This is a genomic window from Pseudomonas sp. ASL9 (assembly GCF_056680335.1).
This window is the reverse complement of sequence record NZ_CM155277.1, coordinates 1,098,296-1,115,568: the sequence shown is the minus strand read 5'-3', so window position 1 is coordinate 1,115,568 and position 17,273 is coordinate 1,098,296. Positions and strand designations below refer to the sequence as shown.

The 17,273-nt window shown below is 58.0% G+C and carries 14 protein-coding genes; all 14 read right to left on the bottom strand.

Annotated features, from left to right (window positions below; translation table 11 throughout):
• Window positions 1-10: 10 nt before the first annotated feature.
• A complete protein-coding gene (gene nuoH / locus AC1ME2_RS05175; RefSeq protein WP_480439728.1) occupies window positions 11-1,018 on the bottom strand; it encodes an NADH-quinone oxidoreductase subunit NuoH in 1,008 nt (335 codons plus the stop codon).
• Window positions 1,015-3,732 (bottom strand): NADH-quinone oxidoreductase subunit NuoG, encoded by a 2,718-nt coding sequence (gene nuoG / locus AC1ME2_RS05170; RefSeq protein WP_480439727.1) that lies wholly within the window; start codon window positions 3,730-3,732, stop codon window positions 1,015-1,017. The genes nuoH and nuoG overlap by 4 nt, the downstream gene beginning before the upstream one ends.
• Before the next feature lie 137 nt (window positions 3,733-3,869).
• Window positions 3,870-5,228 carry an NADH-quinone oxidoreductase subunit NuoF gene (gene nuoF, locus AC1ME2_RS05165; RefSeq protein ID WP_480439726.1) on the bottom strand — a complete coding sequence of 453 codons (1,359 nt, stop codon included), beginning with the start codon at window positions 5,226-5,228 and terminating at the stop codon, window positions 3,870-3,872.
• Entirely contained in the window at window positions 5,225-5,722 is a 498-nt protein-coding gene (nuoE, locus tag AC1ME2_RS05160) for an NADH-quinone oxidoreductase subunit NuoE (RefSeq protein WP_480439725.1), read from the bottom strand. Before nuoE ends, nuoF begins: the two co-directional genes overlap by 4 nt.
• 2 nt (window positions 5,723-5,724) lie before the next feature.
• The gene (gene nuoC, locus AC1ME2_RS05155) at window positions 5,725-7,506 is read right to left on the bottom strand and encodes an NADH-quinone oxidoreductase subunit C/D (RefSeq protein ID WP_480439724.1); all 1,782 of its coding nucleotides are present in this window, start codon (window positions 7,504-7,506) and stop codon (window positions 5,725-5,727) included.
• 74 nt (window positions 7,507-7,580) lie between these two features.
• The gene (locus AC1ME2_RS05150) at window positions 7,581-8,255 is read right to left on the bottom strand and encodes a NuoB/complex I 20 kDa subunit family protein (protein ID WP_397452470.1); all 675 of its coding nucleotides are present in this window, start codon (window positions 8,253-8,255) and stop codon (window positions 7,581-7,583) included.
• Between the two features lie 10 nt (window positions 8,256-8,265).
• The gene (locus AC1ME2_RS05145) at window positions 8,266-8,679 is read right to left on the bottom strand and encodes an NADH-quinone oxidoreductase subunit A (RefSeq protein ID WP_219064414.1); all 414 of its coding nucleotides are present in this window, start codon (window positions 8,677-8,679) and stop codon (window positions 8,266-8,268) included.
• A gap of 645 nt (window positions 8,680-9,324) precedes the next feature.
• Window positions 9,325-10,650, bottom strand: a complete 1,326-nt coding sequence (aceA, locus tag AC1ME2_RS05140; protein WP_480439723.1) for an isocitrate lyase — start codon at window positions 10,648-10,650, stop codon at window positions 9,325-9,327.
• A 522-nt stretch (window positions 10,651-11,172) separates the two neighbouring features.
• Window positions 11,173-11,961 (bottom strand): secretin N-terminal domain-containing protein, encoded by a 789-nt coding sequence (locus AC1ME2_RS05135; RefSeq protein WP_480439722.1) that lies wholly within the window; start codon window positions 11,959-11,961, stop codon window positions 11,173-11,175.
• 349 nt (window positions 11,962-12,310) lie between these two features.
• Window positions 12,311-12,736 carry a GNAT family N-acetyltransferase gene (locus AC1ME2_RS05130; RefSeq protein ID WP_480439721.1) on the bottom strand — a complete coding sequence of 142 codons (426 nt, stop codon included), beginning with the start codon at window positions 12,734-12,736 and terminating at the stop codon, window positions 12,311-12,313.
• A complete protein-coding gene (locus AC1ME2_RS05125) occupies window positions 12,729-13,895 on the bottom strand; it encodes a ribosomal protein uL16 3-hydroxylase (RefSeq protein ID WP_480439720.1) in 1,167 nt (388 codons plus the stop codon). Before AC1ME2_RS05125 ends, AC1ME2_RS05130 begins: the two co-directional genes overlap by 8 nt.
• A gap of 61 nt (window positions 13,896-13,956) precedes the next feature.
• Window positions 13,957-15,327 (bottom strand): adenylosuccinate lyase, encoded by a 1,371-nt coding sequence (purB, locus tag AC1ME2_RS05120; RefSeq protein WP_480439719.1) that lies wholly within the window; start codon window positions 15,325-15,327, stop codon window positions 13,957-13,959.
• Between the two features lie 144 nt (window positions 15,328-15,471).
• A complete protein-coding gene (hflD, locus tag AC1ME2_RS05115; protein ID WP_480439718.1) occupies window positions 15,472-16,092 on the bottom strand; it encodes a high frequency lysogenization protein HflD in 621 nt (206 codons plus the stop codon).
• A complete protein-coding gene (gene mnmA / locus AC1ME2_RS05110) occupies window positions 16,092-17,225 on the bottom strand; it encodes a tRNA 2-thiouridine(34) synthase MnmA (protein WP_480439716.1) in 1,134 nt (377 codons plus the stop codon). The genes hflD and mnmA overlap by 1 nt, the downstream gene beginning before the upstream one ends.
• Between the last annotated feature and the right edge of the window lie 48 nt (window positions 17,226-17,273).

The following is a 17,273-nucleotide window of genomic DNA, read 5'->3' as shown; positions in this document are numbered from 1 at the left end:
GTCTTTATCCTCACTGAACCGCGCCAGCGGGCGTGTTCAACAACACGATCGCAGCGGTCACCAGCAAATTGATCAGGGTCAGCGGCAGACAGAATTTCCAGCTGAAATCCATCACCTGGTCATACCGTGGGCGCGGAATAGCAGCGCGCAACAGAATGAAGAGCATGATGAAAAACGCGGTCTTCAGGGCGAACCAGAAAAACGACAGCGAAGGCAGGATGTTGAACGGGCCATGCCAGCCGCCGAAGAACAAGGTCACCAGCAGCGCCGAGATCAGCAAGATACCGATGTACTCACCAACGAAGAACATGCCCCACTTCATGCCGGCATATTCGATGTGGTAACCATCGGCCAACTCTTGTTCAGCTTCCGGTTGGTCGAACGGGTGACGGTGAGTCACTGCAACGCCCGCGATAAAGAACGTACAGAAGCCGAAAAACTGCGGAATGATGAACCACAGGTTCTGTGCCTGGTACTCGACGATATCGCGCATGTTGAACGAGCCAACCTGCACCACGATGCCCATCAGCGCCAGGCCCATGAACACTTCATAGGACACGGTCTGTGCTGAAGCCCGGAGGCTGCCGAGCAGGGCGAACTTGTTGTTGCTCGACCAGCCAGCAAACAGCACTGCGTAGACCGACAAACCGGCCATGGCGAAGAAGAACAGCACGCCGATGTTCAGATCCGCCACGCCCCAGGTCGGGGTGATCGGGATGATCGCGAAGGCGATCAACAAGGAGCTCATGGCCATGACCGGTGCCAGGGTGAAAATCACCTTGTCGGCGAACGGTGGTGTCCAGTCTTCCTTGAAGAACATCTTGATCATGTCGGCAGCAATCTGGAACGCACCGAAGGGACCAACCCGGTTAGGGCCATAACGATCCTGCCAGAGGGCGAGCAAACGACGCTCGACCCAGCTCAGCAATGCGCCGCAGATCACGACCGCCAGGAGAATCACGATGGCTTTGAGAACCGAGATGATCACATCGATCACTTCAGGGGTGAACCAGGTCATAGCGCTGCCTCCTGCAGACCATCAACGGTTTTGCCGAACACCGCAGGTGGGATTCCAGCCAGACCGGCAGGCAGGGCCACGAGACCGGCGCCCAGCTCTTCATTGATCCGCAGCGGCAGACGCAGGGTATGACCGGCAACGCTCAGGTTGAGCATGGCGCCGTCGTTGACACCCAGACGATCCGCTTCGGATTTGGCCAGCGCCACGTAGGCTTCTGGAATGCGTTCCTGGACCGGTGCGGCTTTGGACGACGTTTCGTCGCTGCCGAACAGGTGGTAGAACGGGACCACTTGCCACGTACCGCGAGCCGGGGAAAACGCGCTCGGTATGCTGGCGAACCAGGACAGGCCATCACCCTTGCTTTCGATCAAGCGAGTTCCCGGATCACCCGCACGCAGGTGGCCGCCGACTTCGTCTTGAAACTTGTTCCAGGCTTGTGGCGAGTTCCAACCCGGCGACCAGGCAAAAGGCACCTGCTGACGAGGTTCTGCCGAACCCGAGTAACCTTCCATGGAGAAGGAAAATGCGGTGTCGTTGTCTTGCGACGTACGCGGTTCATGCACGCTGATGTTGGCGCGCATGGCCGTGCGACCGCTGTACCGCAGCGGTTCACGCGCCAGTTTCAACCCTTTGATCCGGAACGAAGCGGACGGCGCAGCGTTGACGATCCCGGCCAATTGCGCGGTGCTGGCGGCGCAGGCTTCGGTGACGTGATCGAGCAGCGTCCAGTCCAGCGGTTTGTTCAGCAGGGTGCTGCGCAGGGCGTGCAACCAGCGCCAACCTTCGTGGACCAGAATGCTGGCGTCCAGGTAAGTCGGGTCATACACCTGGAAGAAGCGCTGGGCGCGACCTTCCTGGCTGACCAGGGTGCCGTCGCCTTCAGCGAAGCTGGCTGCCGGCAGTACCAGATCGGCGCGATCGCTGGTTGGGGTTTTCTGATGGTCAGCGACGATCACTACTTTCGCAGCATCGAACGCAGCATCGACCGTGGCAGCGTCGACGCGGCGATACAGATCGTTTTCCAACACCACCATGGCGTCAGCTTTGCCGGAAATGACAGCCTGCAACGCGTCGTCGAGGGAACCGCCGTCGAACATTGCCAGGCCCATGCTGTTGGCCTCCGGCACGATCAGGCTGATCGATCCTTGTTTGTCGCGCAGCTTCAATGCTTTGGCAATGTTCGCCGCAGCCTCGATCAGTGCGGTCGAGCCCAGGGAGCTGCCGGAGATGATCAGCGGACGCTTGGCTGCGAGCAGGGCAGCGGCGATGCGCTGGGCCAGGCCAAGCGCTTCGGAGTCCAAACCTTCGACCGCAGGCGCGCTGGCATCCAGGGCGTGGGCGACGGCAAAACCGATGCGCGCCAGATCGTCGGGTGCCGCGTGAACGCATTCTTCGGCGATGTCATCGAGACGGGTCTCGGCGAGGCTGGCGATGAACAGCGGGTTCAATTCATGCTGGCCGATGTTCTTCACTGCAGCATCGAGCCACGGCTGGACTTTCATCGCCGCAGCCATGTCTTCGGCCTTGCCCTTGACGGCTTGACGCAGGCCCAGGGCCATACGTGCTGCGGTTTGGGTCAAGTCTTCGCCGAGGACGAAAATTGCATCGTGATCTTCGATGTCACGCATTGTCGGGATCGGCAGCGGGCTCTCATTGAGCACCTTGACGATTAGACGCAGGCGTTCCAGTTCACCGGCTTCGATACCGGAGTAGAAGTGCTCGGCACCGACCAGTTCGCGCAGGGCAAAGTTGCTTTCCAGGCTGGCGCGGGGTGAGCCGATACCGACGATGTTACGGCCACGGAGCAAATCGGCAGCCTTGTCCAGCGCAGCGTCCAGGCCCAGTTTGACGTTGCCATCAGCCAATAGCGGCTGGCGCGGACGGTCTTCACGGTTGACGTAGCCATAACCGAAACGACCACGGTCACACAGGAAGTACTGGTTGACCGAGCCGTTGTAGCGGTTTTCGATACGACGGATCTCACCGTAGCGCTCGCCGGGGCTGATGTTGCAGCCGCTGGAGCAACCATGGCAGATGCTCGGTGAAAACTGCATGTCCCATTTGCGGTTGTAACGCTCTGAGTGAGTTTTGTCGGTGAACACACCGGTCGGGCAGACCTCGGTGAGGTTGCCGGAGAACTCGCTTTCCAGCGTGCCGTCTTCGACACGGCCGAAGTACACATTGTCGTGAGCGCCGAACACGCCCAGGTCAGTGCCGCCGGCGTAGTCTTTATAGAAGCGTACGCAACGGTAGCAGGCGATGCAGCGGTTCATCTCGTGAGCGATGAACGGGCCGAGTTCCTGGTTCTGGTGGGTACGTTTGGTGAAGCGATAACGGCGCTCGTTGTGGCCGGTCATCACAGTCATGTCTTGCAGGTGGCAATGACCGCCTTCTTCGCAGACAGGGCAGTCGTGCGGGTGGTTGGTCATCAGCCATTCGACGACGCTGGCGCGGAAGACCTTGGCCTCCTCGTCGTCGATGGAAATCCAGCTGCCGTCAGTGGCGGGGGTCATGCAGGACATGACGATACGACCACGTTTGTCGTTCTCGTCACTGTACTGCTTGACTGCGCATTGGCGACAAGCGCCAACGCTGCCAAGGGCGGGGTGCCAGCAGAAATAAGGAATGTCGAGGCCTAGCGACAGACATGCCTGTAACAGGTTGTCTGCGCCATCGACCTCGAGCGCTTTGCCGTCTACGTGGATAGTGGCCATGGTTCAAAGTTCTTCGTTGGCCCGTTGTGAGCGGGCGTGGCTAATGGAATCTCGGTGCTACCCGTATCAAACAGCCTGTAAGGCGTCATCGGGTATGAGGTCGGCGGCTTTATGGGCTGCCGACCTTTTCTGTCTTGTTATGCGCCAACCACAATCGGTCGCTGTGCCAGGGTCGCGTTGGCATCACGCTGTGGCGCGATGCCTGCTTCGAATTCCGGCCGGAAATATTTGATTGCGCTGCCCAGAGGTTCCACGGCGCCCGGTGCGTGGGCGCAGAAGGTTTTGCCAGGGCCGAGGAAGTTGACCAACCCCAGCAGCGTTTCGATATCGCCCGGTTGGCCTTCGCCACGCTCGATGGCGCGCAGGATCTTCACGCTCCACGGCAGGCCATCGCGGCAGGGGGTGCAGAAGCCGCAGGACTCCTGGGCGAAGAACTCTTCCATGTTGCGCAGCAGGGAAACCATGTTGACGCTGTCGTCGACGGCCATGGCCAGACCAGTACCCATCCGGGTGCCGACCTTGGCAATGCCACCGGCGTACATTTGTGCGTCGAGGTGTTCAGGTAACAGGAAGCCGGTACCGGCGCCCCCTGGCTGCCAGCACTTGAGCTTGAAACCATCGCGCATGCCGCCGGCGTAGTCTTCGAACAACTCGCGTGCGGGCACACCGAAAGGCAGCTCCCACAGGCCAGGGTTCTTCACTTTGCCGGAGAAACCCATCAGCTTGGTGCCCTGGTCTTCACTGCCAGCGCGGGCCAGGGATTTGTACCAGTCGTTGCCGTTTTCGACGATCGCCGGCACGTTGCACAGGGTCTCGACGTTATTCACACACGTCGGCTTGCCCCAGACGCCAACGGCGGCAGGGAAGGGTGGCTTGGAGCGTGGGTTGGCGCGACGGCCTTCCAGGGAGTTGATCAGCGCGGTTTCTTCGCCGCAGATATAACGCCCGGCGCCGGTGTGGACAATCAGTTCGAAATCAAAACCGCTGCCCAGAATGTTCTTGCCCAACAAACCGACCGCTTCGGCCTCTTTCACGGCGCGCCTGAGGTTCTTGGCGGCGGTGGTGTATTCGCCGCGCAGGAAGATGTAGCCACGATAGGCTTTCAACGCCCGGGCGCTGATTAGCATGCCCTCGACCAGCAAATGGGGCAGTTGCTCCATCAGCATGCGGTCTTTCCAGGTGTTGGGTTCCATTTCATCCGCGTTGCACAGCAAATAACGGATGTTCATGGATTCATCTTTGGGCATCAGGCCCCACTTAACCCCCGTGGGAAAGCCTGCGCCGCCACGACCCTTGAGACCGGAGTCCTTGACTGCTTGAACGATTTCGTCAGGCGATTGCTGGGCGAAAGCCTTGCGGGCAGCGGCATAGCCGTTTTTGGTTTGATATTCATCAAGCCAAACCGGTTCGCCGTCATCGCGCAAGCGCCAGGTGAGCGGGTGAGTTTCTGCCGTGCGCGCAATGCGATTGGCGGGGCCGAAAGACGTGATGGTCATAGGTAACCCTCCAGCATCTTGGCTACGCCAGCAGGCTGTACGTCGCCGAAAGTATCGTCATCGATCATCAAGGCCGGGGCCTTGTCGCAGTTGCCCAGGCAGCAGACAGGCAGCAAGGTAAAACGGTTGTCGGCGGTGGTTTGACCCAGGCCGATACCCAGCGAAGTCTGGATTTCGCTGAGCACTGACTCGTGGCCGCCGATGAAGCAAACCATGCTGTTGCAGACGCGGATGATGTGACGGCCGACAGGCTGGCGGAAGATCTGGCTATAAAACGTCGCCACACCTTCAACGTCGCTGGCCGGAATGCCAAGGATTTCGCCGATGGCATAAATAGCGCCATCAGGCACCCAGCCACGTTCTTTTTGGACGATTTTCAGCGCTTCGATAGACGCCGCGCGCGGGTCTTCGTAGTGGTGCATCTCATGCTCGATGGCCGAGCGCTCGGTTTCGCTCAATGCGAAACGGTCTGTCTGGATAAGCGGGCTGTTCATGCTTAGCGGTCCACGTCGGCCATAACGAAATCGATACTACCCAGGTACGCGATCAAGTCCGCGACCATGCTGCCTTTGATCACCGAAGGGATCTGCTGCAGATGCGGGAAGCTTGGGGTGCGAATCCGGGTACGGTAGCTCATGGTGCCGCCGTCGCTCGTCAGGTAATAGCTGTTGATGCCCTTGGTCGCTTCGATCATCTGGAAGGATTCGTTGGCCGGCATGACCGGGCCCCACGAAACTTGCAGGAAGTGCGTGATCAGGGTTTCGATGTGCTGCAAGGTGCGCTCTTTGGGCGGCGGCGTGGTCAGCGGGTGATCCGCCTTGTACGGGCCTTCCGGCATGTTGCGCATGCACTGGTCGATGATCCGGATGCTCTGGCGCATTTCTTCGACGCGCACGATGCAACGGTCATAGGCATCGCCATTGACGGCCAGCGGTATTTCGAACTCGAAGTTCTCGTAGCCCGAATAAGGGCGTGCCTTGCGCAGGTCGAAGTCCAGACCGGTGGAACGCAAACCAGCGCCAGTGACGCCCCATTCCAGCGCTTCTTTGGTGTTGTACGCGGCGACACCGATGGTCCGGCCGCGCAGGATACTGTTATCCAGTGCGGCTTTCTGATACTCGTCCAGACGTTTCGGCAACCAGTCGACGAAGTCCTTGACCAGCTTGTCCCAACCGCGTGGCAGGTCGTGAGCAACACCACCGATGCGGTACCAGGCCGGGTGCAGACGGAAGCCGGTAATGGCCTCGATCACGGTGTAAGCGCGTTGACGGTCGGTGAAAGTGAAGAACACCGGGGTCATTGCGCCCACGTCCTGGATGTAGGTACCCAGGAACAACAGGTGGCTGGTGATACGGAAGAACTCGGCCATCATGATGCGGATGGTGTCGACCTTCTCCGGCACCTTGATGCCGGCCAGTTTCTCGACCGCAAGCACGTACGGCAGGTTGTTCATCACGCCGCCGAGGTAGTCGATACGGTCGGTGTACGGAATGAAACTGTGCCAGGACTGACGCTCGGCCATCTTCTCGGCACCACGGTGGTGGTAGCCAACGTCCGGGACGCAATCGACGATTTCTTCACCGTCCAGTTGCAGGATGATGCGGAATGCGCCGTGAGCAGATGGGTGGTTCGGGCCGAGGTTGAGGAACATATAGTCCTCATTCGCGCTCGAACGTTTCATGCCCCAGTCTTCAGGACGGAAGCGTGCGGCTTCTTCTTCGAGCTGCTGTTTGGCCAGGGTCAGGCTGAACGGATCGAATTCGGTAGCGCGCGCGGGGAAATCCTTGCGCAGCGGGTGACCTTCCCAGGTGGGCGGCATCATGATCCGGGTCAGGTGCGGGTGGCCGGCAAAGTCGATGCCGAACATGTCCCACACTTCACGCTCGTACCAGTTGGCGTTGGGCCAGATGCCGGTGATGGTCGGCAAGCTGAGGTCGCCCTCAGACAAGGCCACCTTGATCATTACGTCACTATTACGTTCGATCGACAGCAGGTGGTAGAACACGCTGAAGTCCGCACCCGGCAAGCCGCGGCGATGAGTGCGCAAGCGTTCATCGACACCATGCAGGTCATACAGCATGACGTAGGGTTTTGGCAGCTGGCGCAGGAAGGTCAGCACTTCGACCAGTTTGGCGCGGGCAACCCACAACACGGGCATGCCGGTGCGGGTTGACTGGACGGTGAACGTCTCAGGGCCAAAACGGGTATTCAATTCAACGACGACGTCTTGGTCGTCAGCCTTGTAAGGCGGGATGTACAGAGCGGTGCCTGCAGTCATGGTCTCGATCGCTTTCGGTCAACGTAAAGAATGAACCCAGAGTCTTGTCTCTTTTGTAAAAAGAAAGAGCTGGATCAGACTTCGTCGGGGCTGCGCAGGTTGGTGACCTGGATACGCTGTTCGCGGCGCTGTTCCTTTTGCGACGGCATCTCGGCGCGATAGACGCCTTGATCACCGACGACCCAGGAAAGGGGACGACGCTCCTGGCCAATAGACTCCTGCAGCAGCATCAAGCCTTGCAGGAAAGCCTCGGGGCGGGGCGGGCAGCCAGGTACGTAGACATCCACGGGGAGGAACTTGTCTACCCCCTGAACCACTGAATAGATGTCGTACATGCCACCGGAGTTAGCACACGAACCCATGGAAATAACCCATTTTGGCTCGAGCATTTGCTCATAGAGGCGCTGGATGATCGGCGCCATCTTGATGAAGCAGGTCCCGGCAATAACCATGAAATCCGCCTGGCGCGGTGATGCCCGGATAACCTCGGCGCCAAAGCGTGCGATGTCGTGGGGCGCCGTGAAGGCGGTGGTCATTTCCACATAGCAGCACGACAAGCCGAAGTTGTACGGCCACAGGGAGTTTTTACGCCCCCAGTTGACCGCGCCGTTCAGCACGTCTTCAAGCTTGCCCATGTAGATGTTTTTGTGGACTTGATCTTCTAGCGGATCGGAAACGGTTTCCCGTTTGCCGATTGGATACTCCTCGTTAGGCGCATCCGGGTCGATCCTGGTGAGATTGTATTGCATCGACAAAGCCTCATTGTTTTAGCTTCGCTTGCCGTTTACGACGACCTTCAGGAGCCCAATCGAGCGCCCCAACTCGCCATAGGTAGACAAGACCTGCCAACAGAATTGCTATGAAAACGAGTGCTTCGACGAATCCGGTCCAGCCGCTTTCGCGGACAGACACAGACCAGGCAAAGAGAAAGAGGGCTTCAATGTCGAAGATCACGAAGAGCATCGCGACCAGATAGAATTTTGCCGAAAGCCGTAGACGGGCGCCACCCGTGGGCAGCATGCCGGATTCGAACGGTTCGTTTTTGCTTCGCCCCCAGGCTTTACTGCCCAAGAGGCTGGATACACCGAGCATGAAGGCACAAAGGCCGACAACACCCAAAAGGAAAATGGCGAAACCCCAGTTATGGGCGATCAGACCTGTCGATTCGGGCATGCTGGTAATCCTTGACAGAGAGCAAAGGTCTCTGAGCTTGATAAAGAAATAACGCAGTGACGATATGTCGCAGAGAAATCTATCCGGATGATTTTATGGGTAAACAGAGAGCAAGTAAATTTTCTATAGTGAAATTCTTCTAATACTTTAGGACCTTGAGGCCTTCGAAATGGGCGCAGGCCTTACTCTGCGGGCATTAGCCGGGGTTTTGTTGAATGTGTTTTGTCGGAGTTGTAACGAGTATTGTATCGTCCAAATGATAATCAGTATTATTTGTGGCGATTTTGAAACTGTTGCTTGAGGTAACTGCGGGGAAAATGCCGTTATATGCCCTCTGGCGCAAGTTGCAAGAGAGGTATTTTTAATCTTTTTCGCTGCATGAAATGCCGCTCTGGATCAATGTTTGGGTGCGGATGCGATGTCTCAAGCGAGCGTGGTGCGCTCTGAGGCGCGCAAGCCCTGTTCTTGTATACGCCGCAGGGAGTGTTTTTTGACCGCGATGGGGTTGGGTAGCGCTCGGCTGAGTCCGCCATAAAAATTTCAGCAAAAAAAACGCCCCGAACCAGTCGGGGCGTTAGTCATGCGGCATTCCAGTTGCTCTTTAAACGGTCTGGAACGGCCGCTTGCTCAGGTGTCTAAGCTATATCAGTGGAACTGTTCTTCTTCGGTCGAACCGGTCAGCGCGGTCACGGAGGACTGGCCACCCTGAATCACGGTGGTCACGTCGTCGAAGTAGCCAGTGCCGACTTCCTGCTGGTGAGCCACGAAGGTGTAACCCTTGGCAGCGTCAGCGAACTCTTGCTCTTGCAGTTTCACGTAGGCAGTCATGTCGTTGCGGGCGTAGTCGTGCGCCAGGTTGAACATGCTGTGCCACATGTTGTGGATGCCAGCCAGGGTAATGAACTGGTGCTTGTAGCCCATGGCCGACAGTTCGCGCTGGAACTTGGCGATGGTCGCGTCGTCCAGGTTTTTCTTCCAGTTGAAGGAAGGCGAGCAGTTGTAGGACAGCAGTTGGTCTGGGTATTCTTTTTTGATCGCTTCGGCAAAGCGACGTGCTTCGGCCAAATCCGGCTTGGCGGTTTCGCACCAGATCAGGTCGGCGTATGGCGCGTAGGCCAGACCGCGGGAGATAGCCTGGTCCAGACCAGCGCGAACCTTGTAGAAGCCTTCCGGGGTACGCTCGCCGAGAACGAATTCTTTATCGTAAGGGTCGCAATCGGAAGTCAGCAGGTCAGCAGCGTTAGCGTCGGTACGGGCCAGGATGATGGTCGGTACGCCAGCAACGTCAGCAGCCAGACGAGCAGCAGTAAGCTTCTGAATGGCTTCCTGGGTCGGCACGAGAACCTTGCCGCCCATGTGACCGCATTTTTTCACGGATGCCAGTTGGTCTTCGAAGTGAACGCCAGCAGCGCCTGCTTCGATCATGCTTTTCATCAGCTCGTAAGCGTTCAGTACGCCGCCGAAACCGGCTTCAGCGTCTGCAACGATGGGTGCGAAGTAGTCGATGTAGCCTTCGTCACCTGGGTTCTTGCCGGCTTTCCATTGGATCTGGTCAGCACGACGGAACGAGTTGTTGATGCGCTTGACCACGGTTGGAACCGAATCCACCGGGTACAGCGATTGGTCAGGGTACATCGATTCGGCGGAGTTGTTGTCCGCGGCTACTTGCCAGCCGGACAGGTAAATCGCCTGGATGCCAGCCTTGACTTGTTGCACTGCTTGGCCGCCAGTCAGGGCGCCCATGCAGTTGACGAAATCTTTGTCGGGACGGAAGGAAGGCTTGGCACCTTGGGTGACCAGATTCCATAGCTTGTCAGCGCCCAGCTTGGCGAGCGTGTGTTCAGGCTGAACCGAGCCACGCAGGCGGACAACGTCAGCGGCCGAGTAGTTACGGGTCACGTGTTTCCAGCGTGGATTTTCAGCCCAATCTTTTTCAAGAGCTGCAATTTGCTGTTCGCGTGTCAGTGCCATGGAGATAAACCTCGTCGCATAGGTTTCGGGTGGAAAATTCCTGCTCCGCCAAAACGCCCTGGTTTTCAGAAGGCACGTTGCTGGCTATTCACTTGTCAAAAGCTTAAGCAGTCGAGCTGGGGTTTGGCGGGGATTCGACGAATCAACGAGAGGCTCGAGAGGGGAAGAGTGCGGGTCGAAGGGCATGTCTGATGCGCGCAGTTTGGCTCGTGGATGCCTTGATGCGATCACGCAGAGGTATTGCCGATCTACCGTATTACGCTTCCGTCCCTCGGGACAACTTCAATCCAGTCGCAACCTCGTCAAACTGCCTTGTGGGCGGTCCAGACACGAATCGGCTCAGGTGTGTAAGTTAGAGCAGCGATTCGAAAGCTCTTTGCAGAGCCTCTGATAAGCGGGAGCGGGGCAATGATGCCTCGTGAATTTTGACCCGTCAAATGTTTTGTAGTGCTTTTTTTATGGCACTACATCTTTGGTCTAATACGACTTATCAGTCAGTTCTGGGCGCTTTGGTTCTGTTGTTCAGTCCAGCGCCTCAACTTTTACGCGCAAAGTCATATCGCTCCGACCTTGGGTGGTAAGGCGCTGCACCAATCCCCGTTGATCCGCTTGGGATTGTTCGCTGACGCCAGCAAGGGTAATCCATTCGCCCAGACGGCCACTGACCTGAGTGTTGGTGCTTTGTACGTTCACTACGTCGGCATGTTCCTGACTCATGCGATCACGGTTGGTGCTGATGCTCAGATGCACCGTCTCTCCGGTCAGGCTGGCGGTGACGTAAAAGCCCTGGGTGACGTTGCGGTATTGAGTTTGGTTTTGCGCGTGGCCGTAGGGGTCGATCTGGCTCGTTGTCAGGGGCACGGCCTGGCCCACCTGAATAAACGCAGGTGTCCCTTCGTTGGCTTGAACCTGTTGTACGCCGCCTTCACGGTTGTCAGTGTCACTACGGATTATTTGAGTCTGGCTGCGGACGTTGACATCGCCATTTTGCGTCTGCACCGAACCATTGGTGGCGTAGTCCTGGTCGTTTTGGTCGTTGCTGTCACTGGTGTCGACGCTGATCAGTAGGCGTCTGGACGCCTTGTCCAGTTGCGAGATCAGGCTGCGTAACGCCTGAATTTTTTCGGGCTCGGCATTGACGATCAGTTGGTTTTGAAAGGCGCTGACGGTGCCTTCCTTGCCCAGAAAAGACCTGGCCACCGGCAACAGATCGTCACTGGTGCGATAGTTCAGGGGCACGACTTCCGTCGCGGCCATGGCGCTAAAGCTGCAGGCCATCAGCAGCGACGTAAGCAGGGTACGTAGGAACATGTCCGTTATCTCCGCAGTTGAGGACGTGTAATGGCGTGAGTTTGACAGTTTGTCGGCCTGGGTTGGGTCAAGTTGAATCACAGGCAACAAAACGCCCCGGTATCTTCGCTCCAGCATAGTCAGCCTAGGGTGGGGATAGCGGGGCGTGGACGATTGCTTTCGCAGGCAAGCCTGCCACAAGTGCTGAGTCTGGCTTTAATCCTGAGTCAGGCATATACCCCTGTGGGAGCGGGCTTGCCTGCTCCCACAAAGCTGAGTCTGACTTTAACCTTGAGTCAGGCATCTACCCCCCGTGGGAGCAGACTTGCCTGCGAATGGAGCGGCGCGGTGTTTCAGGTCGATGCGGGGTTTATGCAGTGCCGCGCACCATATCGACGTGAGGAATCCCCGCTTCGAGAAACTCGCCGCTGACAATGACAAAGCCCAGGCGCTCATAGAACCGTGTGGCCTGGACCTGCGCGCTGAGCATTTGTTGCTTCAGGCCGCGACGTTCTGCTTCGCCAATGACGGCGTTCATTAGCGCATCGCCCACGTTCAGGCCGCGCCAATCCTTAAGCACCGACACCCGGCCGATCTGGCCGTCCGGCAGCAGGCGCGCGGTGCCGATAGGGTAATCACCTTCCAGCGCCAGGAAGTGTACGGCGCTGGCGTCTTCGGCATCCCACTCAAGCTCGGGCGGCACTAACTGTTCGGCAATAAACACGGCTTCGCGGATGCGCCGGATTTGCGCGTTGTCTTTCTGCCAGTCAGCCACACGTACGTGGATATCACTCATCTGCGAACCCCAGACTTCCTTGTTTGACCAGCTCACAGAGCAGGTTACGTGCTTGATCATCGGCCAGCCATGGCTCGAGATTGTCGCTGTGCAATGCGTCGGCAGCGCAGATCAGTTTGAGCAGTTCGCGCAGATTACCTGGCAACAGGCGGCTTTGGCCGCTGGCAAACAGCAGCAGGTCGTCGTCGACTTCAGACCAAGCGAGGCGCGCGCTTGGGTTGCGGATCAGCACCGCACCCTGTTCCAGGCTGATGAACAGGTCTTCTTCTTCCAGTTCGGGGCCGACAACCAGCTCGGGATAACGTGGCTCGGTCATGAATTGTCCGAACCAGGTCAACAGCAAACGCTCGTCGTTCATGTGCTCGGCCAGCAAGCTTTTGAGGCGATCGAGGGCGTCGCGCTGGATCTGGTGCGGATCGCTGACCGGTTGTACGTCGGCATCGGTGTAGCGCTCTTCGTCCGGCAGGAACTGGCTGAGGAAGTCGGTGAAGTGGGTCAGCACCTCGGCTGCGCTTGGCGCACGGAAGCCGACCGAATAGGTCAGGCAGTCATCTACTGCAACGCCACAATGGGCCAGGCGCGGTGGCAGATACAGCATGTCGCCAGGCTCCAGGGTCCACTCTTCAGTGGCCTGGAAGTCGGAAAGAATGCGCAGGTCTGCATGGGCCAGTAGCGGGCTCTCGGAATCGCACATTTGGCCGATCTGCCAGTGGCGTTTGCCGTGACCTTGCAGCAGGAACACATCGTAGTTATCGAAGTGCGGGCCAACGCTTCCGCCGGGTACGGCGAAGCTGATCATCACATCATCAACGCGCCAGCTGGACAGAAAACGGAAGTTTTCCAGCAGCTCACTGACTTCCGGCACGAACTGATCAACCGCTTGCACCAGCAGGGTCCAGTCGCGCTCCGGCAGCTTGCTGAATTCGTCTTCGGTAAACGGGCCGCGGCGCAGCTCCCATGGACGCTCGCCATTCTCGATGACCATGCGCGATTCGACTTCTTCTTCCAGGGCGAGACCGGCCAGTTCATCCGGGTCGATCGGGCTCTGGAAATCCGGCAGCGCCTGGCGGATCAGCAGGGGCTTCTTCTGCCAGTAGTCGCGCAGGAATTCACGTGCGCTCATGCCGCCCAGAAATTGAAGAGGAATATCAGGATTCATTTGTAAGCCCTTGAAATGAAAACGCCCGGCACAGCCGGGCGTGTGCAAAAGTTGCTACAGCTCAGATGCGCTTGGCTTGAGCCGCGGCATTGCCGATGTAATTGGCCGGGGTGAGTTTTTTCAGCTCAGCCTTGGCTTGCGCAGGCATTTCCAGGCCGTCGATGAAAGTTTGCAGTGCTTCAGCGCTGATGCCCTTGCCACGCGTCAACTCTTTCAGTTTCTCGTACGGGTTTTCGATGTTGTAGCGACGCATGACCGTTTGAATCGGTTCGGCCAGCACTTCCCAGCATGCATCCAGCTCAGCGGCGATTTTTTGCGCGTTGAGTTCCAGTTTGCTGATGCCTTTAAGGCTGGCTTCATACGCGATGATGCTATGGGCGAAGCCCACGCCCAAGTTGCGCAAAACGGTAGAGTCAGTCAGGTCGCGCTGCCAGCGGGAAATCGGCAACTTGCTGGCCAGGTGCTGGAACAGGGCGTTGGCGATACCCAGATTGCCTTCGGAGTTTTCGAAGTCGATCGGGTTGACCTTGTGCGGCATGGTCGAGGAGCCAATTTCGCCAGCGATGGTGCGCTGTTTGAAATAACCCAGGGAGATATAACCCCAGATGTCGCGGTCGAAGTCGATCAGGATGGTATTGAAGCGAGCGATCGCGTCAAACAGCTCGGCGATGTAGTCGTGCGGTTCGATCTGCGTGGTGTAGGGGTTGAAGCCCAGGCCCAGTTCGTCTTCGATGAATACGCGCGCGTTGGCTTCCCAGTCGATGTCCGGGTAGGCCGAGATGTGCGCGTTGTAGTTGCCGACTGCGCCGTTGATCTTGCCCAGCAGCGGAACGGCAGCCACTTGAGCGATCTGGCGCTCCAGGCGATAGACCACGTTTGCCAGCTCTTTACCCAAGGTAGTCGGGGAGGCGGGTTGGCCGTGGGTGCGCGACAGCATAGGTACGTCAGCGAAACGCACGGCCAATTCGCGGATTGACTCGGCGATCTGACGCATCAACGGCAGCAACACACCATCGCGACCTTCGCGCAGCATCAGCGCGTGGGACAGGTTGTTGATGTCTTCGCTGGTGCAGGCAAAGTGGATGAACTCACTGACATTGGCCAGTTCAGGCAGCTTGGCAGCCTGTTCCTTGAGGAGATATTCAATGGCTTTGACGTCGTGATTGGTGGTGCGCTCGATCTCTTTGACGCGTTCGGCGTGGACGGTGGAGAAGTCCTCGGCCAGCGTATTCAGGATGGCATTGGCTTCAGCTGAAAAGGCTGGAACTTCAGTGATTTGCGGGTGAGCAGCCAAGCGCTGGAGCCAGCGGACTTCAACCATGACGCGAAAGCGGATCAAGCCATATTCACTGAAAATCGGGCGCAGGGCCTGGGTTCTGCCGGCGTAGCGGCCGTCAACAGGGGAAACCGCAGTGAGCGAAGAAAGCTGCATGGGGTGATCTCGGACAGTCGGGCAACGAAAAGGGGCGCGTATCATACATTAAATGCTGGTCAGTTCGATTCGGACTGACCAGCGTAGAGCGCGCAATAGTTAATAGTGTTGGTGTTCAAAGGGGTAGCCGTACAGCGTTGCGAATCAGCCGCGCAACATCGGATAAAGCTCTTTCAGCAGCTTGCGACGGCTGAAAACCAATTGCCAGCGGTGACCGCCCAGCTGCCGCCATAATCGTGCCGAGCGTATGCCGGCCAGCAGCAAGGCGCGAATTTTCGACGCATTGTTGGGTTGTTGCAGGTTGCGCATGTCGCCGTGAACCTGAATTCGCTGGCGCAATGTGCTCAGTGTGTCTTGATAAAGTGCACCGCTGGCGGCAATCACGTTGTCGTGAACCAGACCGAAATGTTCGACCTGGGACTTGATCTGCGGCAAGCGTTTGCCGATCACTTCAAGCAGGTCGTCACGCTTGGCCAGCTGCCGTTCCAGGCCCAGCATCGACAGCGCGTAGCGCAGCGGCTCGCGTTGCAGGCTGGTCGGGTCCCGCTCTAGCGCGCTGAGCAGTGAGCGATATCCTTCACGCAGGTTCAGATCGTCGCCGCCATAGACTTCCAACGTGTCTTTGGGGTCCATGACCAGCAGGCTGCCCAGCATGCAGCCGAGCGCGGCTTCACTGGCCTGGCCGGTTTTGGCAATCTTGTCGACCAGCACGGCCGCCTGGAATACACCCCCTAGGGCGACCAGTTGCTCTTGCATCGGAGTCATCAACGCTTGTCCTTGCTGTGCCAAGGCTCGGCCACTTCGATGACGCCGCCACCCAGGCAGATTTCGCCATCGTAAAACACCACGGACTGCCCAGGCGTCACTGCGCGTTGGGGCGCTTCGAACGTGACGCGGTAGCCTGTGGCTGTTTGTGTCAGCGTGCACTTCTGGTCGCTTTGGCGATAACGCACTTTCGCGGTCAGTTGGCGTGGGCTGCTCAGGTCGATCGGGTTGACCCAGTAGATTTCCGACGCGATCAGCGCCTGAGAGAATAGCCATGGATGATCATTGCCCTGGCCAACAATCAGCTCGTTATGCTCCAGGTCTTTGACCAGTACGTACCACGGGTCGTCGCTCGCGTCTTTCAGCCCGCCGATGCCAAGGCCCTGACGCTGGCCGATGGTGTGATACATCAGGCCGTGATGGTGGCCGATGACTTCGCCTTCGGTGGTCTTGATCTCGCCGGGTTGGGCGGGCAGATACTGTTTGAGGAAATCGCTGAAGCGACGCTCGCCGATGAAGCAGATGCCAGTGGAGTCTTTTTTCTTGGCCGTGGCCAGTTCATGTTTTTCGGCGATGGCGCGTACGGCAGGTTTTTCCAGTTCGCCGACCGGGAACAGGGTCTTGGCGATCTGTTCGCCGCCTACGGCATGCAGGAAGTAGCTCTGGTCCTTGTTCGGGTCCAGGCCTTTCAGTAGTTCGGTACGGCCGTCGATGTCGCGACGACGCACATAATGGCCGGTAGCAATCAGGTCTGCACCGAGCATCATGGCGTAATCGAGAAATGCCTTGAACTTGATTTCACGGTTGCAAAGGATGTCCGGGTTGGGCGTACGTCCGGCTTTGTATTCAGCCAGGAAATGCTCGAACACGTTGTCCCAGTACTCAGCGGCAAAGTTGGCGGTGTGCAGCTTGATGCCGATTTTGTCGCAAACGGCCTGCGCGTCTGCCAGGTCTTCTCGGGCGGTGCAATAGTCGGTTCCATCGTCTTCCTCCCAGTTCTTCATGAACAGGCCTTCCACCTGATAGCCCTGCTCGATCAGCAGGAGGGCGGAAACGGAAGAGTCTACGCCGCCGGACATACCGACAATGACGCGGGTCCTTTCTGGATCATGAGGAACTGGATCGTGGGGCATAGGAATTCAATGAGTGGCTTCAAAAAGGACGCGATTCTAGCAGGCCGT

Bases quoted from the DNA above. Each gene is read 5' to 3' on its own strand.
- nuoE (WP_480439725.1), bottom strand. From the start codon at position 5,722: ATGAACAGCCCGCTTATCCAGACAGACCGTTTCGCATTGAGCGAAACC.
- mnmA (WP_480439716.1), bottom strand. From the start codon at position 17,225: ATGCCCCACGATCCAGTTCCTCATGATCCAGAAAGGACCCGCGTCATT.
- nuoG (WP_480439727.1), bottom strand. From the start codon at position 3,732: ATGGCCACTATCCACGTAGACGGCAAAGCGCTCGAGGTCGATGGCGCA.
- AC1ME2_RS05130 (WP_480439721.1), bottom strand. From the start codon at position 12,736: ATGAGTGATATCCACGTACGTGTGGCTGACTGGCAGAAAGACAACGCG.
- purB (WP_480439719.1), bottom strand. From the start codon at position 15,327: ATGCAGCTTTCTTCGCTCACTGCGGTTTCCCCTGTTGACGGCCGCTAC.
- nuoC (WP_480439724.1), bottom strand. From the start codon at position 7,506: ATGACTGCAGGCACCGCTCTGTACATCCCGCCTTACAAGGCTGACGAC.
- AC1ME2_RS05125 (WP_480439720.1), bottom strand. From the start codon at position 13,895: ATGAATCCTGATATTCCTCTTCAATTTCTGGGCGGCATGAGCGCACGT.
- AC1ME2_RS05145 (WP_219064414.1), bottom strand. From the start codon at position 8,679: ATGCCCGAATCGACAGGTCTGATCGCCCATAACTGGGGTTTCGCCATT.
- AC1ME2_RS05135 (WP_480439722.1), bottom strand. From the start codon at position 11,961: ATGTTCCTACGTACCCTGCTTACGTCGCTGCTGATGGCCTGCAGCTTT.
- aceA (WP_480439723.1), bottom strand. From the start codon at position 10,650: ATGGCACTGACACGCGAACAGCAAATTGCAGCTCTTGAAAAAGATTGG.
- nuoH (WP_480439728.1), bottom strand. From the start codon at position 1,018: ATGACCTGGTTCACCCCTGAAGTGATCGATGTGATCATCTCGGTTCTC.
- AC1ME2_RS05150 (WP_397452470.1), bottom strand. From the start codon at position 8,255: ATGCAATACAATCTCACCAGGATCGACCCGGATGCGCCTAACGAGGAG.
- nuoF (WP_480439726.1), bottom strand. From the start codon at position 5,228: ATGACCATCACGTCTTTCGGCCCCGCCAATCGCATTGCGCGCACGGCA.
- hflD (WP_480439718.1), bottom strand. From the start codon at position 16,092: ATGACTCCGATGCAAGAGCAACTGGTCGCCCTAGGGGGTGTATTCCAG.